The following is a 22,558-nucleotide window of genomic DNA, read 5'->3' as shown; positions in this document are numbered from 1 at the left end:
CATATTAATTATTATTTTGATTTTTTCTTCTAATTTGATATGAAGCATTCATTTTAATAAGCTCATTTTTTAATGTTTTCATTTGACTATACCCCATAAAGTGGTATTTTCTTTTTAACATATATTGATATCGTTCTAAAAAATTCATAGGAACAACTGGATATTGGTCTAAATGATTTAAATCAATAGACTCTATTTCATTAATTTGTTTAAAGAACAAAAGAAGCAGTTCAAAATAATCATCGATATATTGTTTTGCTAAATCAGAATTTAGTTGTCTTTTCTTAGCATAGACATCAAGTTCATTTTCTAGCGATTCAAATTGTGATTTATTAATCATTTGTTCCGACTTCCTTTTTCATTGCTTTCATGCGTTTTTGCCCTTCTCTACAATCCTCAAGTAATGGACAAATATCACATTTTGGTTTTCGAGCAATACAATGATAACGTCCAAAAAAGATAAGTTGATGATGACTTTTACTCCATCTTTCTTTTGGAATAATATCACACAAACGTTCTTCTACTTGTTTAACATTATCTTTCCACTTATTAATACCTAGACGCTTTGAAACACGTTCAACGTGTGTGTCTACTGCCAAAGAAGGCTCATCAAAAGCTACACTCATGACAACGTTCGCTGTTTTTCGTCCGACTCCAGCTAAGCTTTCTAAATCTTTATGTGTATGAGGAACTTGTCCACCGTACTGGTCGAGTAAAGATTGGCATAATTTTTTAATATTTTTTGCTTTATTACGATATAAACCTATTGATTTTATATCATTCTGCAATTCTTCTATATCTACTTTTAAATAATCTTCAGGAGTTTTATATTTTTTAAAAAGTGAACGTGTCACTTTATTAACTAAATTATCTGTACATTGCGCAGATAATAATACAGCTATTGTTAATTCAAAGGGATTATCATGTTTTAATTCACATTCTGCATCAGGAAACATATCTGCAATAACGTCAATCATTTCTAATGCTTTTTTCTTACTTACCATCTAGATTCTCTCCATTTAACCAGTCAAATTTAGGTATATGTTTTACAGTATGAGTTAATTTAGGTTTATTGAATTTTTCTCTCACTTTGTTAGATTCTTCTAAAGTTGTTACATTGTTTTTCTTCCAATTTAATAAGATACGATCAACATATTTAAAGCTTAATTTATCATGACTATATGCTTCATCTAATGCAGCACGTATTAAAGTGTAATCATGTTGGTCTACATCAATCCATTGGTTGAGCGTTTCGATTTCATATGGTGATAAGGGTCTCGAAAACAACTGTTCAATATATTGAAATAATTCCTTAAAGTTTTGTTGCGTTTGATGATGTGTAGTTTCATTTTTTTCTTGAGTTAAAATATCACTTAACTTTTCGTAAAAACGATTTAAATTCATATATTCAGTAAATTTTCCTTCCTCATCTTTACTTACATGTAGTGCAAGTAAATCACGCTGAATTAAATTTTGAATAATTGATGTTATTTCTCTCGGCTCCATATTTGAACCTTTTTGCAAAAATTCTATTGAGGGTTGTTTATTAGAAACTTCAGCGGCATAAATCAACTTAATCAAAATGACTAAATCTTTTTCATTTAAACCTAATTCATTGTAATGATCGAAAAGTTCCCTTCTAACTACAACAGGACGAGTTTTAAGTTGATGTGTGTCCATGATACCCCTCTCTTTCTTATTGTAAAAAGTGGGAGTGAGACATGAATAACATCATTTAGTCTCACTCCCCATGTATGATTTATAAAACGTGATATTTTATGGATATAAACGATTTAATAAACGTGGGAATGGTGATGTTTCTCTCACGTGTTCAACGCCTGAAATCCATGCAACTGTGCGTTCTAAACCTAAACCAAAACCACTGTGTGGCACACTACCATAACGACGTAAGTCTAAATAGTAGTTATAACTTTCTGTATCAAGTTGATGTTCATCGATACGTTGTTCTAATAATTCTAAATCATTAATACGTTCAGAACCACCAATAATTTCACCATAACCTTCTGGTGCAATTAAATCTGCACATAAAACTGTGTCTTCGTTGTTAGGGTTTGGCTGCATATAGAATGGTTTAATTTTAGTTGGATAATTTGTAATAAATACTGGTAAATCATAATGATTGGCTATAGCTGTTTCATGTGGCGCACCAAAGTCTTCACCCCATTCAATGTCATCAAATCCTTCTTCTTTTAAGAACTTGATAGCATCATCATAAGAGATGCGTGGGAATGGCGCAGATACTTTTTCTAATTTACTCGTATCTCTATCTAGCGCTTTTAATTCTAATTTACAATGTTCTAATACAGATTTTACGATATGAGATACATATTGTTCTTGAACTTGTAAACTTTCTTCGTGATTTGTGAATGCCATTTCAGGTTCAATCATCCAGAACTCAATTAAATGACGTCTTGTTTTAGATTTTTCAGCTCTAAATGTTGGTCCAAATGAGAAGACACGTCCATGTGCCATAGCTGCAGCTTCCATATATAATTGACCACTTTGAGATAAAAATGCATCTTGATCAAAGTATTTAGTATGGAATAATTCACTAGTACCTTCTGGTGCACTTGCAGTTAAGATAGGCGGATCAATTTTAGTAAAGCCATTTTCATTAAAAAATTCATATGTTGCTCTAATGATTTCATTTCTAATTTTCATTACTGCATGTTGCTTTTTAGATCTTAACCATAAGTGACGATGATCCATTAAGAATTCTGTACCATGGTTTTTAGGTGTGATTGGATAATCGTGAGCTTCATGAATGACATCAATTGATTTTACTTGCATTTCATAGCCTAAATCAGAACGATTATCTTCTGTAATCGTACCTGTGACATAAAGTGATGATTCTTGTGTAATGTCTTTAGCAAGTTTAAATGTTTCTTCATCGACTTCTGATTTAACGACAACACCTTGCATAAATCCACTACCATCACGTAATTGTAAAAATGCGATTTTACCGCTTGAACGTTTATTTGTTAACCAAGCGCCAATTGTGACTTCTTGATTAATGTATTGTTTTGCTTGTTTAATTGTTGTTTTCATAATCAAACTCCTACTTTATTTTCTTTTTATACAATACTTATTTATTCTATCAAAATAGAAAGTGAACTTCTAGCACCTGAATAGTGTTCTCATTATTTAAAATAAACTATTTTTTTCTGTTTTTCAGTTTACTTGCCTGCATGCGGTAAAGTAATTTACTAAATTGTTGAATATCCCCTTTTTTTTGAGAATAAGATTCTAACGATTGTTCGAAAAAACGCTTATAGTTACTATTTGTTAAACGATCGTCAAAGGAAACAATGAGCCCCTTGTCATCTTCGTTACGAATCAATCTACCTAGACCTTGTCTAAAACGCGTTACAGCATCAGGTAAGACATAATCTTTAAATGTAGATTCAAATTCTGAATCCATTAACCAATGCTTTGTATTATATTTATTCATGAATGGTAATTTAGCAATCATCACACATTTAATACCATTAGATTGATAGTCAAATCCTTCAAAGAATGTTGATGTACCTAACAAAATAGCTTTATCAAAATGATTAAATTGTTGAACAATTTTATAGTTTTGATTTTGTTGTTGGGTCAAAATAACATAATCGTCAAATATCGGTAATTCATTTAATAGCTCTTGTACCATATGCATCATTCGATAACTTGTGAAAAGTACGAGACATTTAGATTGTGTTACAGTGACGTACTCTTGAATATAGTCTACAATAGATGCTACATAATCTTCTGTATTTTTAAAATCATAAGAAACAACATCGCTTGGAATGTAAATATTTGTTGATTTATGATTTTGAAGTGATGACTGTACTTCATAAGTATTAAATTCTACATCTTCTTTAAACCAGTTTTTAAATGCCTCAAACGAATGGTTGAATGTAAGTGTGCCTGAAATAAATGTTAATGATTTAAATTTCTCGAGCACTTGCTTTGTTAAAATATCACGGACTTCATAATCTTTTACAATTAGACGTATGGTCGATTTTTGATTCAAATTTTTGATAGATATGAAGGCAGTATGATTTTGTTTTAAACTTAGTTCTATATGTCTGTAATTATCGTTAATGTAAAGTAATTGCTTACGTATAGATTTGATTGTTTTATGGTTAATACCATTAAAAAATTCTAAAGTTTTGTTGATTTTGTCTACAATTGCATGCAAATCTTTTAGAATACGTGTAGCATCAAAGTCGAATACATAATGATATCGATGTACATCATCATCATGTACGTCTGAGTGTTGAACAATATCAAAAATATGATTAAATAGGGTTTCATTTAGTTCGTGTAAATCAGAAATATTAGATTTTAGACCAAACACGTCAATAGGTGGAATATCTAATCGTTCTAAAATACGTTGTTGCTCTAAATGATCTACTAATTTAAGAAGCTTTTCATTTTCATTTTTCCCTATTAAACCTAACTGATATTTGATATCAGAATAGTTTAATTCATTGGTCACTTGATTAAGAGCATAATCAGGTAAACGATGTGCTTCATCAATGATACAATCATCAAATAACTGATAGATTGAATTCTCTTGATCTGAATGAATAAGATGCGCATGATTAGTAATACCAATTTGAATATTTTGAGCATTACGTTTTATATAATTATAGTAATGAATATCGTGCCTTACTGGAACATAAGTTTCTAATTTTTGGTCAAAATACATTTTCTGACCACCTTTTAAATTTAACTCTTGTATGTCTCCAGTATTTGTTTCTAATATCCATATAAGTAATTGCATTTTTAAAATATTCACTTCATAGTTAGCTGTATCATCTTTTAAAATTTGACTTATCAATCCTAGTGAAATATAGTCTGTTTTACTTTTGATAAGTGCAGCATTAATTTTGAAATCTAGCGCGCGATTAATACTAGGAATATCTTTTTGAAGTAATTGATGTTGAAGTAATTTCGTGTTTGTTGAAATCATTACATGTTTGCCTGTTTCAATGTTATACATCAATGCAGCTAATAAGTATGCTAGTGATTTACCACTTCCTAAAGGTGCTTCAATAAGTGCCTTATCATTATGCATTAACTGCTCTAAAATAATTTCTGACAAATAGAGTTGTTGTGGGCGATAAGTAAGTTCAAGTGCTGTTGTAACTTCTAGATATAAATCTTTTAATGAACCTTTAAATTCAATTTGTGGTACTTTTAAGTCTTGTTGTTTTTTATAGATAATCTGTTCAAATTGAGCATACTGATAATCTATATCATGATTATGATGTTGTCTGACCATTTCAAATAAAATGTTAAATAAATCATATTTTAAATGCTTACTTAAATAATATAATTGCTTTAAGGTATCTATAGGTAATGACTCAAACTTTTTAAAAGCTTTAATCATTAAATAGGCCGTTGTTGTTGCATCCTCATCTGCTCGATGTGCATTTGTCAGAGGTATATTATGAGCATTTGCTAATTCACTTAATTGGTAACTTTTTTCAGTAGGAAATGCAATTTTAAATAATTCCAGGGTATCAAGCACCTTTTTAGGTTTAAAATGAATATTACTTTTTTCAAATGCCTTTTTAATGAAATTTAAATCAAAGTCAACATTGTGGGCTACAAATATACAATCTTTGAGTTGTTCGTATATGTCATCAGCAATTTCATAAAAATACGGTGCTTGTTCTAGCATAGTTTCTTCGATAGAAGTCAAAGCTTGGATAAATGGTGGGATTTCCAAATCAGTACGAATCATTGAATGATAAGTTCCTGATATTTTATTATCACGTACAAATGTAATACCAATTTGTATAATTTCATCATGTTCAAGTTGGTTTCCGGTTGTTTCTAAATCTACTACCGCAAAACTTGTATATGCCATATCTATCTCTCCTAATTCTATCCGTATGCTTATATATCTATATCTGCGCTTATCAGTCGTCTCATCTGATTATCTTCATCTTTGACAATTAAAAAGCCATCATTATCAATATCAATAGCTTCACCTATAAATTGTTCTCCACTTTCAGTAAATGTTAACTTACGATGCCAAATATTAGATGTACGAATGTATTCATCTCTAATCGTTTCAAATGAAGAATTAAGAAATTGATGGTAACGCTTTTCAATTTCCTCAATTAAACGTTTTAAAAATTGATATCGATTGATTTCTTCTGAATAGTGCAAGCGAATGCTTGTAGCACGATGACGTATAATATCAGAAAAATCTTCTTCTTGATGGTTTAAATTAATACCAATACCACATATTATAGCCTCAACTGCATCAGCATTTGCTACCATTTCTGTTAAAAATCCACATACTTTTTTATCATTAATATAAATATCATTTGGCCATTTAATCTCTACTTTGTCTTTAGAAAATGCTTGGATAGCATCTCTAATTCCTAAAGCTATAAAAAGATTAAATTTTGGAATCATTGCAAATGAGACATTAGGTCTTAAAACAACAGACATCCATAACCCTTTTCCTTTTGAAGAAGACCAATTACGATTGAAACGACCACGACCTTTTGTTTGCTCATCACTTAAAATTAACATGGTGTATTGATTATCAACAAGGCTTTGTTTAGCAATAGTTTGAGTAGATTCAACACTATCATATACTTCAATTTTGGATACTAAATGATTAGACTCTAGTACTTTATTGATAATGCCTCTATACCAACGATTTGGCGATGCATTAAGCTTATGTCCTTTATGATTAATTGAGTCAATATCACATCCATCTGCTTTTAATTGATCAATTACTTTTTTTACAGCAGCTCTCGATATATTAAGCTGATTCGCAATGTATTGACCAGAAATATATTCTGATTGATGCTCATATAACATTTTAACGACATCTTGACTATATTTTGACATTTTCATTCACCCATTTCAAAATTTCTTCTTTGTTATTTTTGATTTTATCAGTAACTATCGCACATTCTATTTCTCTCAATACATTTTTTAACCAAGGGCCACCATTTTTATTAAAATGATCAAGTAAATCTTTTCCATTCACATCCATTTCTTTACGTTCATGTAATTGGAGGTGTTGAACGACTTGTTTAATAGAAAGAGAATTGATAATAAGTTCTGAAGCGGTAGGAATTTGATTATTTTGAAGTACAGAATAAATATTTAAAACCTTTAAGATATAATAGTCACTATAATCATAAACAAATAATTTTAAAGCATCTTTAGAAGTAATTTGAGGTAATGTTTCAATAATATCAATATATGTATGTATATCTGATTTTTCTTTATTACTAATTTTTAATTGCTTTAAAGAAGGAAGCGTATCATTTTTTATAAGTAAAATGGCTAACCATTGTTCAAATTCAAGAGGTTCATTGATGTAAACACATGTCATATCTAATTCATTAAAAAATGGAATATGATTAAAAAGTTTTAAAGATAATAAATTATGATAACTCTGTTTAACATTACTTCCTAAGATTAATTTTTTAAATTCTACAACAATTCGTTCGATTGATAAATATTCAATGTTCGAACAAGTTAATTGCATTGCTTCAAAGGTTTCAGTATGAATATCAAATGTAAGTTGTGACTGAAATCTAAGTCCACGAATAATTCTTAATGCATCTTCTTTAAATCGTTCACTTGGATTCCCTACTGTACGTATTAATTTTGATTGTATATCCTTTTGACCACCAAAGTAATCAAATATTTTATAATTTTTATCCATAGCAATAGCATTGATAGTGAAATCTCTACGTTGTACATCTTCATAGAGATTTCTCACAAAATGAACTTCACTTGGACGACGGTGATCTAAATAATCACCTTCTGATCTAAATGTCGTCACTTCGTAATTTTCATTGTTGAAAACAACATTGATTGTTCCATGCTCTTTTCCAATTGGAATAGTGTGTTCAAATATATCTTCAATTTCATCTGGCATCGCACTTGTAGTGATATCAATATCATGAATTGTACGATGCATAATGTAATCTCTGACTGCCCCGCCTACAAAATAAGCTTCGAAATGATGTTTTTCTATTTGATTAAGAATTGGCAGAGCTTTTTCAAATAATTCATTACCCATATTAATCCTCTTTTTTTAATTCAACATTTTTTTATAGTAATATTCATATTGATCGACGATAAGTTCAGAACTAAATCGTTGTTTAATATCTTTAAGCATATTACTTTGTAATTTTTGATAGAGTTCCTCATCTGTTAATAATTTTAGTGCATAATCACTTGCTTGTTCACTATCTCCTACATCTACAATATAACCTGTTTCACCATGTTTGATGACTTCTTTAATACCTCCAGCATTTGAACCTATAGGTACTACTCCCGTAGTCATTGCCTCTAATAGTGTAAGACCAAAACTTTCTTTTTCACTTAACAGTAAAACTAAATCAGCCATTTGATAAAATTTACTAACTTGAGCTTGTTTACCTAAAAATAATACATCATCTTCGATATGTAATGATCTTGCTATTTTACGCATATCTAAAAGTTCTGGGCCATCACCTAATAAGATCAACTTACTTGGTATATGTTTATGGACTTTAGCGAAAGTTTCTAAAATAGTGTCAATACGTTTGACTTTTCTAAAGTTTGATACATGTATAAGAACTTTTTCCTCAGGCTTTATATCGTAAAGCTCTTTATATTGATTTTCATGTTGTGTAGGAAACTCTTTTTCTCGAACAAAATTATAAATAGGAATAATCTCTTTATCTGTTTCAATAATTGATTGTGTTTGTTTAGCTAATGACTGACTGACACTAGTCACGAGGTCACTTTGTTCAATGCCAAATTTAATAGCACCTTTAAGTGAATGGTCGTAGCCTAACACTGTGATATCAGTACCATGTAATGTTGTCATAATTTTTATATCTTTTCCAGCCATTTGACGTGCTAAAATACCACATACAGCATGTGGTACAGCATAATGCATATGCAAGATATCCAAATCATACTCTTTAATGACTTCAGATATTTTTGTGCTCAATGTAATATCATACGGTGGATATTGAAATACTGCATATTGATTTACTTCGACTTGATGGATAGTAATGTTAGGCAACGGCTTACGAATTCTAAAAGGAATATTTGACGTAATAAAGTGAACTTCATGTCCCCTTTCTGCCATTTTAATACCTAATTCAGTTGCTATGATACCTGAGCCACCCATTGACGGATAACATGTAATACCTATTTTCATAAAATAACCACCTTTCTATCCATTATTTACGTTCAAATCGGTTTTTATCTCTAGTATTAAATTTCTCCATTGTATCATTAAAACTTTCTGTCATATCAATACCAAGGGAATTAGCAATGCAAAGTAAAACAAATAAATTATCTCCTAATTCAGCTTTAACAGAGTTTTCTTCTTCCGTTGGTTTCTTTTGCTTTTCACCGTAATAATGATTGATTTCTCTTGCAAGTTCGCCCACTTCTTCTGTTAGACGGGCTAAATTAGCTAATGGAGAAAAATAACCCGCTTTAAATTGACTAATATAGTCATCTACTTCTTTTTGCATTTGATTTAAAGATTTCATCATCATTCTCCTTTTTTCCGTTTCTTACTAAGTATATCTCAAATTACTTGTTAATGCATTTTATCAATTCTATTCTATGGGGTATAAAAAAGAGCGAAACAGAATTCATTTTTGAATTCATATTTCGCTCGGTATAACTATTTGAAAATCTTAAATGTTATTATACAAGATTTAAACTTAAGTTAGTTTATAAAGGTATTTTAGTTATCATTTGCACGTGCTAGTAAAATAATTCTAACAAGTTCGGCTACAGCTGTAGCTGTTGCTGCTACATAAGTCATAGCTGCTGCTGATAATACCTTTCTCGCATGTTTATATTCTTTTTCATTCACAATATTAAGTGCAGTAATTTGTTTCATAGCTCTTGAGCTTGCATCAAATTCAACTGGTAATGTCACGATTGAGAATAAAACTGCTAATGACATTAACCCAGCACCAATCCATAATGCAGTTGAGCCAAAAGCGCTACCTAATGCTGTTAAAAAGATACCAGCCATAATAACGATGTAGCTTAATGAACTACCAATATTTGCTAACGGTACTAAAGCAGTTCTAAAACGTAAAAATGCATAACCTTGTTGGTGTTGAATAGCGTGTCCAACTTCGTGTGCCGCAATAGCTGTACCAGCTACTGAAGGACGGTCAAAGTTTGCAGGAGATAAACAAACTACTTTCTTATTTGGATCATAGTGGTCTGTTAAAAAGCCTTCGCCCTTAACTACATCTACATCATAAATTCCATTAGCATGAAGAATTTCTTCTGCTACTTCACGACCAGTTTTACCACTTGTTGATCTTACCTGTGAATATTTTTCATAATTTGATTTTACTTTGTGTTGAGCCCACATTGGAATGAGCATAATAATGACGATATATATAATATAAGACACTATAGACAATCAATTTCACTCTCCTTTAATCATATTCTACTGACTATCGATTTTTTTAGCAAATAATTTAACCTTTATTAATTTATTAAAATTATAATAAAGCATAAGTGATATAATACTTAGCCATAGCGCGATAAAAGCAACTAAATTAACGTGTTGCTGTATAAAATCATAATAAGGATATTTCTTTAATATATAATCTACATAATCATTGTTAAATACCCATATCATAGAGATAAACAAACTGAGCATAGAGATGTTGAATCGTGGATAAAAATAGATACTTTCAAGTACCATAATTCCATGACTAATAATTAAAAATACATTCATAATAGTTATATCATCATTATTAATTATCATTATAAAATTCATAATGACAGCCCATAAACCATATTTAAATAAAGTTACAAATGCTAGTCCTTCAATAATACTATTTTGTTTATTTAAAATTATTAAACAAATTGATATACATAAAAATAGCGATGCAATAGGACTATCTGGTACAAAAATTAGATAATGCCATTGTGTCTTAAGTAATTGATCACCATACCATATAAAACCATAAATGGTACCTAAAACATTACATATAAGCAATATTACGAGTATGGAACGTTGATATAATGATAATTCCCATAGTTGTCTTAAAGTAGGCATAAGTTATAATTCCTTTAATTTTGATCTATGAGTGATGAGTTAATACACTCAAAATTTGTGATAATTGATAAAAGCGTTGTTGATCTTTCATTTGTAAACTTACATCGATATGATGTTCTAATTGTTCGATTAATGAATACTTTTTATTTAGATCAAGATTTAAGTGATATATATTATTAAGATATGCAAGATATTGATCAGAATATATTAATTGTTGAATTATGAGCTCATTTAATCGCCAATCTTGCTCATCGTTGTATTCAAAGTGAATGAATATATCAATACAAATATCTTTAGAAGCTATATAATTGAATATTTCATTTGTATTAATTAATGTTTGATCGTCTTTTGTTAATTTAATTGCAGAGAAATTGGAGTGTTTTAGGCCAATTTCAAGGGTTATATGACTTTTAATTTTCTTATTTACAAAATGACTACAATTTAATTTTAGCGGTGAAGCTTTTAAATAATTTAATAGCCACACACTAATTCTGGACTTAAAATGATAATGAAACAAAGCATATTCAATATAGCTTTGTTTCATTTTAACTAATGTGTCATTCAATTTTAACACCCACTCTAGTCATTCAATCTACTCAATTCTTCATTCCAAGTTTCATTAGTTGGATCAATGATTAATAACTCGTTAAGCAATACTTTAGCTTTATCTTTTTGGCCAATTTCAATTAAATAAAAATAATAATCGCTTAAGAATAAACTCTGAGATTTCAATGTCGGATAAGCCAATTCATAGAAATGTTGGGCTTCAGTATCTCTTTCTTCTTCCCCATATGCATGTGCTAAGTGCCACATAAAGACAGGGTCAAAATCTTCTTCATCTACATAAGATAGGAGTGAAATGATGGCTTCATAATCTTCTTCTTGGCGGAATAAATCACTTAAGATAAGTAAAGGTTCATGGTAAGCATTATCTACTTCAAGTGCTTTTTTAAGAAGTTCTACCCCCTCATTCGCATCTCCATGTTCAATTTCTAAACTACCGGTAGAAACCATGAGCTCTTTATAAAATTGATTAAGACGTAACCCTTCTTTACCTGTTTCAATCGCATCTGGATAATTTTTTTCATTTTCATATAAAGATTGTAAATAAAAGTAACCTTGAATAAAGTCTGGATCTTTAGAAAGAAGTGTAGTCATAATTTTTATAGCTTCTTGAGTTAGATCATTTTTTTCATATGCGATAGCTTTTTTGAAAAAGTCATCAGAGATCATTTCATCTTCACTAATCTCATCAAATAACTGTATAGCATCACTATAATTTCCACTTTGTAACGCACAATCAGCCATTCTTGAAAATAAATTAATTCCATTTATTTCATATTCGCCTGTATCTAAAACAACTTCATATTCTCGTGTAGCACGAAGGTATTGTCCATCAAAATAAAGTAATTCTGCTAAAGCAAAATGAATAATTGGGTCATTAGGTTCTAATTCACGCGCTTCAGTTAATTTATCAATAGCAACTTCAGTCATATTGATTTGTTGATATAAGTCGGCTTCTAACATTAATTTTTCAGGTGACAATTCAACTTGATTTAAATATTCTAATGCTTCGTCTGTCTGATTTTCAGACATAAGCCCTTCGATAAAATAAATTAATAGTTCACTTTCATCTGGATACTTATGATATAACGTTCTAAACACTTCAAGACCTTGAGGTGTTAATCCAAAGTGATATAATGTTTCTCCTAAAATAAATAAAGCATCATCATTATTGGAAGTTAATGCTTCATTTACACGTGTATCTAAATGATCTAATTTTTGAAGATTGATATCGTCTATTAATTTATAGATATCTTCCATAATATTTTATCCCTCATTTTCTAAAAGCTTTAATTTCGGCAAGAAACCAGGGAATGATACATTTACTGCATCAAACTGACGTATCGTTAATGGTGAATCACTTAAAATAGATGCGACTGCAAGCATCATGCCAATTCTGTGGTCAGTTAAGCTATCTACTATAGCATTTCTAGTTAATTTAGAGGGATGAATAATTAATCCATCCTCAGTAGCTTGTAATTTAAAACCTAGTAAATTAAGCATATCTGCAGTTGTATCAATACGATTAGTTTCTTTTACCTTTAATTCCTCTGCGTCCTTAATCATACTTGTACCAGAAGCTTGAGTGCATAACAAAGCAATAATTGGCAATTCATCAATTGCTTTAGGAATTAAATCTCCTTCAATTGTGATGGGTTTCAAGTTGTTCGTATACTGAACTCTAATCGACGCAGTTGGTTCTGAAGATTCTGTAACATTAAATAACTCAATGTTACCATTCATTTGTTCAACGATATCTATAATACCTGAACGTGTAGGATTGATGCCAACATTATGAATTGTAATATCACTTCCAGGAGAAATCAAAGCAGCTACAATAAAGAAAGCGGCCGAAGAAATATCTCCTGGTACTACAAAGTCTTTAGGTTGAATATTGCTTATAGCATAAGGAGATGTTGTAATCACTTTTTGATTTACTTGTATTGGAATTTGATAATGTTTAAACATCGTTTCAGTATGATTTCTACTTATGTCTAATTCTGTAATTTGTGATGCTTCTTTTGAAAATAGACTTGCAAACAAAATTGCACTTTTAACTTGAGCACTTGCGACTTCCATTTGATAATTGATGCCATTAATGGCTGAAGGCTTAATAATAAGTGGTGTATAGTTATTTTCAATACCGTTAATATTTGCATTCATTAATTTTAAAGGTCTTAAAACACGATTCATAGGTCGTTTTCCTATCGATGCATCTCCAGATAAAACACACTCTATGCCCAATCCACTTAAAAGACCAGCAAGTAAGCGCGTTGTTGTACCAGAATTTCCAGTATATAACGTTTGATGTGGTATATTGAAATGTTGATATCCTGGAGAATTAACAATAAGACGATGTTCTTCAATTTCAATCTCCACACCTAAGAGTTTAAAAATTTCAATCGTACGTAAACAATCTTCACCTAGAAGCGGTTGTTCAATAATTGATTTACCTTTAGCGAGTGACGATAGCATAATTGCTCTATGCGTCATAGATTTATCTCCGGGCACTTCTATCTCACCCTTTAATGGACCATGAATATCTATTATTTGACTTGTTGTCACAGTATTTCACCTACTCTACTAATAATTGTAGTTGTTTAAATGATTGCTTCAATATATTTTTTTCTACATGATATACATTAGGTTTGCCTAATTTCTCGAGTAGAACCATTTGAATACCTTCACCATTATTCTTTTTATCTGATAACATATATTGATACATTTCTTCAAAATCAATCTGCTGGATTAAATCCAGCGGATAATTTAATTGATTCATATAATTAATGTAATGTTGAATATCAAATTGTGTGCCAAGAAGATGATTTGCCACAATAAATTGATAAATCATCCCAATCATAATGGCATGACCATGAGGTATTTTATACTTATATTCTACTGCATGTCCAAAGGTATGACCTAAATTTAAATATTTTCTAACATTACTTTCTTTTTCATCTTTTATAATAATGTTTAGTTTTGTTTTTATGCCCTTAAAAATAAATTGATCCATATCTTTAAGTGATTCAAGTGTTTTTCTATCTGAAAAGTGTTTTTCAATATCTTCTGTAGCAACTGTGCCAGTCAATAAAGCATGCTTATACACCTCAGCGTATCCACTTAAAATTTCATGATAAGGTAAAGTTTTTAAAAAATCCAAATCATATATGACTGCTTTAGGTCTATAAAATGCGCCTATAAGATTTTTACCATGGGAAGAATTTATTCCAACCTTACCTCCTACACTTGAGTCATGCGCTAATATTGTTGTAGGTACTTGTATAAAATCAACACCTCGTAATAAAGTAGAAGCTAAGAATCCTGTAAAATCTCCTGTGGCTCCACCACCTATAGCAACTAAACAAGTATTACGAGTAAGATTCATTCCTAGTAGTTGTTCCATGATAGCTTGATAATGATTAAACGTTTTCATTTTTTCGCCGGCAGGAACGATAACTTTTTGAATGTTTGAATTGTGACATATTGTTTCAAATTTATCTCTAAAATTAAAATCAACAAATTCATCTATAATTAAGAATACTTTATCGTAATCTTGAATATATTCGGATAAATATTTAAATGCATGATGTTCTACAATAATTGGATAATTATTACTGTGATATGTGGTTTGTAATTGCATGATATACCTCATTTCTAAAGGTTAATTAAAAAAGATGTTTAAAATTCTATATTTAACTTTCTACGTTCTTCAATTTGTTCTTTAAGTTGATCGATATGATTAGATTGGAATTCTTCTAAAAGAGCTTTAGCAACTTCAAAAGCAACGACATGCTCGCAAACAACACTTGCTGCTGGAACTGCACAACTATCTGAACGTTCTATAGTTGCTTTAAAATCTTCTTTAGTATTAATATCTACAGAATTTAAAGGTTTATATAAAGTTGGAATAGGTTTCATAACGCCATTTACAATGATAGGCATACCATTAGTCATTCCACCTTCAAAGCCACCTAAATGATTAGATCCTCTATAATAACCTCTTTCAGAATGATATAAAATTTCATCTTGAATTTCGCTTCCAGGTTTTTCAGCAGCTTTAAACCCTTCACCAAAGCTGACACCTTTGAAGGCATTAATACTTACAACACCTTGCGCAATACGTCCATCGAGTTTACGATCATAATGCACGTAGCTACCTACTGCAACTGGCATATTTTCAACCATAACTTGAACTACGCCACCTATAGAGTCGCCTTCCTTTTTAGCTTCATCAATTTTATCTCTCATTTTTTGAGCAATCGATTCATCAATCACACGTACATCATTTTTATCGATATTTTGTTTAAATGTTTCTGTATCGTATAACCCTTCATCTTTAATTCCACCAATTTCTACAACACGACTATACATATGAATGTCTAGTTGAGAAAGTAAAATTTTGGACACTGCTCCTACAGCTACGCGTGCAGCTGTTTCTCTTGCAGAAGAACGTTCAAGTACATTTCTCAAATCACGATGATTATATTTCATACCGCCAATTAAGTCTGCATGACCAGGTCTTGGCTTTGTAATTGTACGTTTCATATTTTCTCGTGCTTCGTCACTAATTGGTTCAATACCCATAATATTTCTCCAATGAGTAAAATCATCATTTTTAACTACAATTGTAATTGGACTACCTAAAGTAAAGCCATTTCTTACACCAGAAACAATTTCTACTGCATCTTTTTCAATTTGCATTCGACGTCCTCTACCGTAGCCACCTTGACGCTTAAACATTTCTTTATTTATCTCCTCAGCTCTCATTTCTAAGTTAGCTGGAACACCTTCAATAATTACTGTTAGTTGTGGACCATGGGATTCTCCTGAAGTTAAATATCTCATGAATAATAGCTCCTTTCCTTTACCACTTTAAATAGTATTATGTATTATTTGTTATCATATCATATTCAACGAAATTACATAACTAGTGTAGAATAATTGGTGTTTGAAAATTCAAATAATTTCATATAAAAAAGTACCTAAGACAACTGTTGTCTTAGGTACTTTCTAACATGTTGGCAGTCAATGGTTGAATGGAAAATAAATTCCAGTTTATTCCACTTTTAAAAAATTATTCTTCATAAAGCCAATTTTCCCTAATAGCTTCGTAGCTATATATTTCATCATCATTAAACCATAAATTGATTTCTCTTTCAGCAGATTCTACAGAGTCTGATCCGTGAATAATATTTCTCCCTACTGTTAAACCATAATCGCCTCTTATAGTACCGGGATCGGCTTCAGTGGGATTTGTTTTTCCGATAATATGTCTAGATACCGCAACTGCGTCTTCTCCTTCAACAACCATGGCAAACACAGGTCCAGAAGTTAAAAATGAAACAAGTTTATGAAAAAACGGCTTCTCTGTATGTTCAGCATAATGTACGTTAACAGTATCTTTAGTTGGAATTATAAATTTACCGCCAACTATTTTTAAACCTTTTCTTTCAATTCTAGAAATAATTTCTCCTATTAAATTACGTTGTACTGCATCTGGCTTAATCATTAAAAAAGTGCGTTCCATTATACAAATCCCCCTAATTAAAAAAATTGATTTAATATGTATAAATACATTTAATAGAAAACAACCTACTACTACTAAATACTAACAGGTTGTTAAAGCGCTTTCAACTTTTTTCTATTTTTAAGTATTTCTAGATCGCATTCTTTTAATAAGCTTTCTAAATAAATTTTGAGCATTTGGTTCCTCTAATTGATCAATTAAGTCGAGTGCTTTATTTAAATAGTGATCGCTCACTTCTTGAGATTGTGTGATACTATTTGAATTCTTGATTTGATCAATAAGTGGGCCAAATTGATTTTTATTTGTCAGGTGTGATAACTCAGCAATTTGTTTTTTGAAAACTGGGTCTTTTTTCATCTCTAATAAAACTGGTAATGTAATATGGCCATTCATTAGATCACTACCCACAGGTTTACCTAATTTTTTCTCAGTACTTGTAAAATCTAAAATATCATCTACAATTTGAAAACTCATTCCAATATAATGACCAATCATTTTTAATTTTCGAATCGTCTCATTATCAGCTTGTGATGTTATTGCACCAACTTCCGTTGAAAGTTGAATAAGCAACGCCGTTTTTCTATTAATACGTCTCAAATAGTTCGTAATATTTTGATGACTATTAAATTGGTCTTGGAATTGGAAGAGCTCGCCTCTACAAACATCAACAATTGCGTTAGAAATAATAGTATGAACACGATGATCTTCAATTTTAGAAAGTTGTTTTAAACCTAAAGCTAGTAAGAAATTGCCAGTTAGGATAGCGGTAGTAACATCCCATTTTTTTTCAATCGTCAATTTACCACGACGTTTGTCACTTTTATCAATCACATCATCGTGCACAAGTGTTGCCATATGAATTAATTCTAAAGCTACTGCAACATGATACGTATCTTCAGTAATTTTTTTTGGTCCAAACTGACTACTAAGAAGAACAAATGCTGGACGCACTCGTTTGCCACCCGAAGATAATAAATGAAATGCTGCTTCTTGTAATACAGAATCATTACTTTTAATAGCATTTTTTAAACGCTTTTCAACATTTTTAATTTCACTATTCATACTTAACTTTGCCACATTAATCACCTTTTATTTAGTAGAACTTTCTATTTATAGCCAAGGTGCATTGCAGCAACGCCACCTGTAAAGCTACGAACTTTTACATGACTGAAACCAGCCTGTTCAAATAAACGCTTTAATTTAGTTTTATCTGGAAAATTGAATGTAGATTGTTGTAACCATTCATATTCTTCCTTAGATTTAGCAAACAACTTCCCGAAAATAGGCATCACAAATTTAAAGTAAAGTTTATAAACTTGTTTAAATACGGGTAATGTTGGTTGACTTGTTTCTAAACATACAATCATACCGCCTGGTTTCAATACGCGATTTAATTCTTTTAATGTTGCTAAATAATCAGGCACATTTCTTAAACCGAAACCAATGGTTACATAATCGTATGTGTTATCTTCAAATGGTAAATTCATAGCATCGCCGTGCACTAAGTGAATATTAGGCATTGATTTAGTTTTTTCTTTACCAACTTCAAGCATATTTTCACTGAAATCTAAACCTGTAACTTCTCCATTAGGTCCTACTGCTCTACTTAAAGCAATGGTCCAATCTGCTGTACCACAACATACATCAAGTGCTTTACTTCCAGGTAACACATTCATATCTTTCATTACATGTTTACGCCATATTTTATGTTGTTCGAAGCTTATTATATTGTTCAATCGATCATATTTTTTAGAAATATTTTGAAAAACCGTATGAACTTGTTCTTTTTTTGCATTATTTTCAGTCATTAATTATTACCTCTACTTTTCTCTTTATCGCTTTGCTTTATATGTTTAATAATTTGGTTGATTTCATCTTCATCATATTCACTTAAATAAGAGGGATAATATTGATGTACCCCATTAAATAATTTTTCAAATATTTCATATTGAGAGATCTCAATATCTGTAAAATGAGAAATAGTTATAAAAGGGAAAAGTGTTTCTATATCTAACACAGCCTTATATATATCATGACGCTCGAGTGAATGATGATGCAATGAAGTTTTAAGCTCATTAGATTTGATAATCGCTTCACTCATTAGTCTTTGATATGATACATCACCAATTTCAGATATTAAAGTATAAAAATGAGCACTTAATAAGTCACCAATTAGAATTGATTTCTTAGATAATTTATTTTTAGAAATATCATCTAGATGCTTCATTGAAGTATCAATAGTGAGGCAGGCAAGTTTAGCATTTTCTGGAATATTAAAATGATCTAAAACATCACTTAATCCTTTATTAATGTGAATTGCTTCATATTCATTAATTCCTTTAAGCCTTTGAGTAATTTGTCTATTTAATTTGCTTAATGTTCTTTCCATGTTCACACCTCACGTTAGTATCAATATACATATTAACATTATATTCATAAAAATAAAATATAGTGCTTATGACGAAAATAACTTCATAGTCGCTTCACAGTGAATTGTACAATTATAAATAAAACATATGTATTTAGAATTAAACAATATATAAAATAAAAAGCCCTTATAGGGCTTTTTTAAGTAAATTATTTTACAGCATCTTTTAATGCTTTACCAGCTTTGAATGCTGGAACTTTACTTGCAGGAATTTCGATTTCTTTACCTGTTTGAGGGTTACGTCCTTTACGTGCAGCACGTTCACGTACCTCGAAGTTTCCGAAACCAATTAATTGAACTTTTTCACCTTTAGAAAGTGAGTTTTGAATTGATTCGAAAACAGCATCTACTGCTGAACCAGCTTCTTTTTTAGTTAAATCAGCTTGTTCTGCAACCGCATTGATTAAGTCAGTTTTATTCATTATGAGTTCACCTCCGGATGAATGATAATGATAAATTTATATCATTATGGTATGACTTTAACACAATAATTCCCTTTACCGCAACGATTTATATACTTAAAACGTTGAATTGTCAGTATTTCGTGAATAATTTTATAAAATATTTGTGTTAAATAGCAAAATTACACTTTATTCAGCTTTTTTATCTCGCCCCATTAAATCTTTCACGCTATCTTTCACTGGTTTATCTTCAAATAATACTTTGTATAAAGCATTGGTTATTGGCATATCAACATTTTGAGACTTCGCTAAATGATATACTGAATTTGTTGTGTAAATTCCCTCAACAACCATATTCATTTCGTTAAGTGCTTCTTCAGTCGTTTTACCTTTTCCTAATTTATATCCCAAAGTATAATTTCTTGAATGAGTAGACGTACACGTTACAATTAAATCACCAATGCCACCAAGACCTAGAAAAGTCATAGGATCAGCCCCTAGCTTTTCACCTAGTCGACTAATCTCAGCTAAACCTCTTGTCATTAAAGCCGCTTTAGCATTATCACCATAACCCATTCCAGCAACAATACCACTTGCTACAGCAATAATGTTTTTAAGTGCACCACCTAGTTCTACTCCTATCAAATCATTATTAGTATATACTCTTAAGTAATCATTCATGAATAAATCTTGAATAAGTTTACTTATGTGTTCATCTTTTGACGAAGCTGCAACAGTTGTGGGTTGTTTAATTACAACTTCTTCAGCATGACTTGGTCCAGATAGTACCCCTACGCCATTTTTATGGTTCTTAGATACTGAATCTTCAATCATTTCTGATACACGTTTAAATGTTTCATTTTCAATACCTTTTGCAACGTGAATAAACGTTTTTTTAGTTTTAATATGTTGATCAATTTCAGTCACAACATTCCTAATTGCTTTTGTAGGTAAAGCAATTAAAAATATATCTGAAAAATTAACTGCTTGTTCTAATTGACTTGTTGCTTTAATCGTTTCATTTAATGTTACGTCTTTCAAGTACCGTTTATTTTGATGAGATTGATTGATTTCATCTACAGTATTTTCATTTTTCCCCCACATTAAAACTGAATGGCCATTCTCTGCTAAAACATTTGCTAATGCAGTACCAAAACTTCCTGTACCAAAAACCGTAATCTTAGTCATCTTAATCTCTCCTCTTAGTTTCTTCTTCTAGGGATGATATGAATAGGCGTTCCTTCAAAACCAAATGCATCTCTAATTTGATTTTCGAGATAGCGTTTATAAGAAAAATGCATTAACTCAACATCATTTACAAATACAACAAATGTTGGTGGTTCAATAGCCACTTGAGTAGTATAGAAGACATTTAAACGTCTACCTTTATCTGTAGGTGTAGGATTCATTGAAATAGCATCTGTTACTACTTCGTTAAGTGTTGAGCTTTGAACACGTTTTTTGTGATTTTCACTTGCTTCTCTAATATAAGGGAAAAGTGTTTTTAATCGTAGTCGCTCTTTTGCCGATACGAAAGCGATAGGTGCATAATCTAAAAATTGAAATTGATTACGTACATCGTCAGCAAATTTTTTCATGGTATTAGTATCTTTTTCTACAGCATCCCATTTATTTACGACAATCACCATTGCTTTTCCTTCTTCATGAGCATATCCAGCAACACGCTTATCTTGTTCAATAATTCCTTCTTCGGCATCAATAACTAATAACACCACATTTGAACGCTCAATTGCTTTTAAAGCTCTTAATACAGAGTATTTCTCAGTTGATTCATATACTTTACCTTTTTTTCTCATACCTGCTGTATCTATTAACACATAATCTTGTCCATCATAGCTATACTCAGTATCTACAGCATCTCGAGTTGTACCTGCTACATTTGATACAATAACACGTTCTTCACCTAAAATGGCATTTACTAAACTAGATTTGCCCACATTTGGACGACCAATAATAGATAAACGAATAGTGTCATCATCATATGGATCACTATCTTCTTCTTTAAAATGTTTAACGACTTCATCTAATAAATCACCTAGACCTAAACCATGTGAACCAGAAATTGGATAAGGATCGCCAAAACCTAAAGAGTAAAAATCAAAAATATCACTTCTCATTTCAGGATTATCTACTTTGTTTACTGCTAAAACAACAGGTTTTTTTGATTTATAAAGTAATTGAGCTACCATTTCATCACTTTGAGTGAGACCTTCCCTTACATTTACCATAAAGATAATTACGTCTGCTTCATCAATAGCGATTTCTGCTTGAGCTCTTATTTGTGTTTGGAAAGGTGCATTTCCGATTTCGATGCCTCCAGTATCAATGATATTAAATTCATGTGTTAACCATTCGCCTGAAGAATAAATACGATCACGCGTAACACCTGGAGTATCTTCAACAATTGATACACGTTCACCTACTACTCTATTAAAAATTGTAGACTTACCCACATTAGGTCTACCTACAATTGCTACAATAGGTTTAGTCATAAGCTAACTTCCTCTCTTTCTAAAATCTCTATA

23 protein-coding genes are annotated in these 22,558 nt (G+C 30.7%); all 23 read right to left on the bottom strand.

Annotation, left to right across the window (positions count from 1 at the left end):
* Positions 1-4: 4 nt before the first annotated feature.
* Complete coding sequence (locus HMPREF2930_RS03715) at positions 5-340, bottom strand: YpoC family protein (protein ID WP_002455327.1); 336 nt, start codon at positions 338-340, stop codon at positions 5-7.
* Positions 333-1,004, bottom strand: a complete 672-nt coding sequence (gene nth, locus HMPREF2930_RS03710; protein ID WP_002455326.1) for an endonuclease III — start codon at positions 1,002-1,004, stop codon at positions 333-335. Before nth ends, HMPREF2930_RS03715 begins: the two co-directional genes overlap by 8 nt.
* Positions 994-1,680, bottom strand: a complete 687-nt coding sequence (locus tag HMPREF2930_RS03705; protein WP_002449719.1) for a DnaD domain-containing protein — start codon at positions 1,678-1,680, stop codon at positions 994-996. The genes nth and HMPREF2930_RS03705 overlap by 11 nt, the downstream gene beginning before the upstream one ends.
* A gap of 96 nt (positions 1,681-1,776) precedes the next feature.
* The gene (gene asnS / locus HMPREF2930_RS03700; RefSeq protein ID WP_017176306.1) at positions 1,777-3,069 is read right to left on the bottom strand and encodes an asparagine--tRNA ligase; all 1,293 of its coding nucleotides are present in this window, start codon (positions 3,067-3,069) and stop codon (positions 1,777-1,779) included.
* A gap of 106 nt (positions 3,070-3,175) precedes the next feature.
* Positions 3,176-5,884, bottom strand: coding sequence for a helicase C-terminal domain-containing protein (locus tag HMPREF2930_RS03695; RefSeq protein WP_017176305.1), 2,709 nt, complete (start codon positions 5,882-5,884; stop codon positions 3,176-3,178).
* Positions 5,885-5,913: 29 nt separating this feature from the next.
* Positions 5,914-6,885 (bottom strand): biotin--[acetyl-CoA-carboxylase] ligase, encoded by a 972-nt coding sequence (locus tag HMPREF2930_RS03690; RefSeq protein ID WP_037541024.1) that lies wholly within the window; start codon positions 6,883-6,885, stop codon positions 5,914-5,916.
* Positions 6,872-8,074 (bottom strand): CCA tRNA nucleotidyltransferase, encoded by a 1,203-nt coding sequence (locus tag HMPREF2930_RS03685; protein WP_037541026.1) that lies wholly within the window; start codon positions 8,072-8,074, stop codon positions 6,872-6,874. Before HMPREF2930_RS03685 ends, HMPREF2930_RS03690 begins: the two co-directional genes overlap by 14 nt.
* A 15-nt stretch (positions 8,075-8,089) precedes the next feature.
* Complete coding sequence (gene bshA, locus HMPREF2930_RS03680) at positions 8,090-9,208, bottom strand: N-acetyl-alpha-D-glucosaminyl L-malate synthase BshA (RefSeq protein ID WP_037541028.1); 1,119 nt, start codon at positions 9,206-9,208, stop codon at positions 8,090-8,092.
* 22 nt (positions 9,209-9,230) lie between these two features.
* Complete coding sequence (locus tag HMPREF2930_RS03675) at positions 9,231-9,548, bottom strand: nucleotide pyrophosphohydrolase (protein WP_017176301.1); 318 nt, start codon at positions 9,546-9,548, stop codon at positions 9,231-9,233.
* Positions 9,549-9,748: 200 nt separating this feature from the next.
* Positions 9,749-10,447, bottom strand: coding sequence for a zinc metallopeptidase (locus tag HMPREF2930_RS03670; protein WP_017176300.1), 699 nt, complete (start codon positions 10,445-10,447; stop codon positions 9,749-9,751).
* Between the two features lie 27 nt (positions 10,448-10,474).
* Positions 10,475-11,092, bottom strand: a complete 618-nt coding sequence (locus tag HMPREF2930_RS03665) for a DUF1405 domain-containing protein (protein ID WP_037541030.1) — start codon at positions 11,090-11,092, stop codon at positions 10,475-10,477.
* Positions 11,093-11,117: 25 nt separating this feature from the next.
* The gene (locus HMPREF2930_RS03660; RefSeq protein ID WP_017176298.1) at positions 11,118-11,657 is read right to left on the bottom strand and encodes a YpiB family protein; all 540 of its coding nucleotides are present in this window, start codon (positions 11,655-11,657) and stop codon (positions 11,118-11,120) included.
* 14 nt (positions 11,658-11,671) lie between these two features.
* Complete coding sequence (locus tag HMPREF2930_RS03655; protein WP_037541032.1) at positions 11,672-12,916, bottom strand: tetratricopeptide repeat protein; 1,245 nt, start codon at positions 12,914-12,916, stop codon at positions 11,672-11,674.
* A gap of 6 nt (positions 12,917-12,922) precedes the next feature.
* Positions 12,923-14,221: a 3-phosphoshikimate 1-carboxyvinyltransferase gene (gene aroA / locus HMPREF2930_RS03650; RefSeq protein ID WP_037541035.1), complete on the bottom strand. Its 1,299-nt coding sequence runs from the start codon at positions 14,219-14,221 to the stop codon at positions 12,923-12,925.
* 10 nt (positions 14,222-14,231) lie between these two features.
* A complete protein-coding gene (aroB, locus tag HMPREF2930_RS03645; RefSeq protein WP_037541037.1) occupies positions 14,232-15,296 on the bottom strand; it encodes a 3-dehydroquinate synthase in 1,065 nt (354 codons plus the stop codon).
* 38 nt (positions 15,297-15,334) lie between these two features.
* The gene (aroC, locus tag HMPREF2930_RS03640) at positions 15,335-16,501 is read right to left on the bottom strand and encodes a chorismate synthase (protein WP_017176294.1); all 1,167 of its coding nucleotides are present in this window, start codon (positions 16,499-16,501) and stop codon (positions 15,335-15,337) included.
* Between the two features lie 229 nt (positions 16,502-16,730).
* Positions 16,731-17,183 carry a nucleoside-diphosphate kinase gene (gene ndk, locus HMPREF2930_RS03635; RefSeq protein ID WP_017176293.1) on the bottom strand — a complete coding sequence of 151 codons (453 nt, stop codon included), beginning with the start codon at positions 17,181-17,183 and terminating at the stop codon, positions 16,731-16,733.
* 120 nt (positions 17,184-17,303) lie between these two features.
* Positions 17,304-18,260 (bottom strand): polyprenyl synthetase family protein, encoded by a 957-nt coding sequence (locus tag HMPREF2930_RS03630; protein WP_017176292.1) that lies wholly within the window; start codon positions 18,258-18,260, stop codon positions 17,304-17,306.
* A 29-nt stretch (positions 18,261-18,289) separates the two neighbouring features.
* Positions 18,290-18,991 (bottom strand): demethylmenaquinone methyltransferase, encoded by a 702-nt coding sequence (locus HMPREF2930_RS03625; protein ID WP_037541038.1) that lies wholly within the window; start codon positions 18,989-18,991, stop codon positions 18,290-18,292.
* Positions 18,991-19,572: a heptaprenyl pyrophosphate synthase subunit A gene (locus HMPREF2930_RS03620; protein WP_017176290.1), complete on the bottom strand. Its 582-nt coding sequence runs from the start codon at positions 19,570-19,572 to the stop codon at positions 18,991-18,993. Before HMPREF2930_RS03620 ends, HMPREF2930_RS03625 begins: the two co-directional genes overlap by 1 nt.
* Positions 19,573-19,760: 188 nt before the next feature.
* Positions 19,761-20,033, bottom strand: coding sequence for an HU family DNA-binding protein (locus HMPREF2930_RS03615; RefSeq protein WP_002449794.1), 273 nt, complete (start codon positions 20,031-20,033; stop codon positions 19,761-19,763).
* Between the two features lie 168 nt (positions 20,034-20,201).
* Positions 20,202-21,200, bottom strand: a complete 999-nt coding sequence (locus tag HMPREF2930_RS03610) for an NAD(P)H-dependent glycerol-3-phosphate dehydrogenase (RefSeq protein WP_017176289.1) — start codon at positions 21,198-21,200, stop codon at positions 20,202-20,204.
* 14 nt (positions 21,201-21,214) lie between these two features.
* Positions 21,215-22,525, bottom strand: a complete 1,311-nt coding sequence (gene der / locus HMPREF2930_RS03605) for a ribosome biogenesis GTPase Der (protein ID WP_017176288.1) — start codon at positions 22,523-22,525, stop codon at positions 21,215-21,217.
* Positions 22,526-22,558 lie beyond the last annotated feature (33 nt).

The organism is Staphylococcus sp. HMSC068C09 (genome assembly GCF_001813735.1).
GTDB lineage: Bacteria > Bacillota > Bacilli > Staphylococcales > Staphylococcaceae > Staphylococcus > Staphylococcus hominis.
This window is presented reverse-complemented; position numbering and strand designations above follow the sequence as displayed.

Excerpts from the sequence above, each read along its gene's own strand:
- HMPREF2930_RS03615 (WP_002449794.1), bottom strand. The coding sequence starts at position 20,033 with ATGAATAAAACTGACTTAATCAATGCGGTTGCAGAACAAGCTGATTTA.
- HMPREF2930_RS03625 (WP_037541038.1), bottom strand. The coding sequence starts at position 18,991 with ATGACTGAAAATAATGCAAAAAAAGAACAAGTTCATACGGTTTTTCAA.
- HMPREF2930_RS03665 (WP_037541030.1), bottom strand. The coding sequence starts at position 11,092 with ATGCCTACTTTAAGACAACTATGGGAATTATCATTATATCAACGTTCC.
- der (WP_017176288.1), bottom strand. The coding sequence starts at position 22,525 with ATGACTAAACCTATTGTAGCAATTGTAGGTAGACCTAATGTGGGTAAG.
- HMPREF2930_RS03675 (WP_017176301.1), bottom strand. The coding sequence starts at position 9,548 with ATGAAATCTTTAAATCAAATGCAAAAAGAAGTAGATGACTATATTAGT.
- HMPREF2930_RS03690 (WP_037541024.1), bottom strand. The coding sequence starts at position 6,885 with ATGTCAAAATATAGTCAAGATGTCGTTAAAATGTTATATGAGCATCAA.
- aroC (WP_017176294.1), bottom strand. The coding sequence starts at position 16,501 with ATGAGATATTTAACTTCAGGAGAATCCCATGGTCCACAACTAACAGTA.
- bshA (WP_037541028.1), bottom strand. The coding sequence starts at position 9,208 with ATGAAAATAGGTATTACATGTTATCCGTCAATGGGTGGCTCAGGTATC.
- HMPREF2930_RS03715 (WP_002455327.1), bottom strand. The coding sequence starts at position 340 with ATGATTAATAAATCACAATTTGAATCGCTAGAAAATGAACTTGATGTC.
- HMPREF2930_RS03705 (WP_002449719.1), bottom strand. The coding sequence starts at position 1,680 with ATGGACACACATCAACTTAAAACTCGTCCTGTTGTAGTTAGAAGGGAA.
- HMPREF2930_RS03685 (WP_037541026.1), bottom strand. The coding sequence starts at position 8,074 with ATGGGTAATGAATTATTTGAAAAAGCTCTGCCAATTCTTAATCAAATA.
- ndk (WP_017176293.1), bottom strand. The coding sequence starts at position 17,183 with ATGGAACGCACTTTTTTAATGATTAAGCCAGATGCAGTACAACGTAAT.
- HMPREF2930_RS03610 (WP_017176289.1), bottom strand. The coding sequence starts at position 21,200 with ATGACTAAGATTACGGTTTTTGGTACAGGAAGTTTTGGTACTGCATTA.
- asnS (WP_017176306.1), bottom strand. The coding sequence starts at position 3,069 with ATGAAAACAACAATTAAACAAGCAAAACAATACATTAATCAAGAAGTC.
- nth (WP_002455326.1), bottom strand. The coding sequence starts at position 1,004 with ATGGTAAGTAAGAAAAAAGCATTAGAAATGATTGACGTTATTGCAGAT.
- HMPREF2930_RS03695 (WP_017176305.1), bottom strand. The coding sequence starts at position 5,884 with ATGGCATATACAAGTTTTGCGGTAGTAGATTTAGAAACAACCGGAAAC.
- aroB (WP_037541037.1), bottom strand. The coding sequence starts at position 15,296 with ATGCAATTACAAACCACATATCACAGTAATAATTATCCAATTATTGTA.
- HMPREF2930_RS03620 (WP_017176290.1), bottom strand. The coding sequence starts at position 19,572 with ATGGAAAGAACATTAAGCAAATTAAATAGACAAATTACTCAAAGGCTT.
- HMPREF2930_RS03655 (WP_037541032.1), bottom strand. The coding sequence starts at position 12,916 with ATGGAAGATATCTATAAATTAATAGACGATATCAATCTTCAAAAATTA.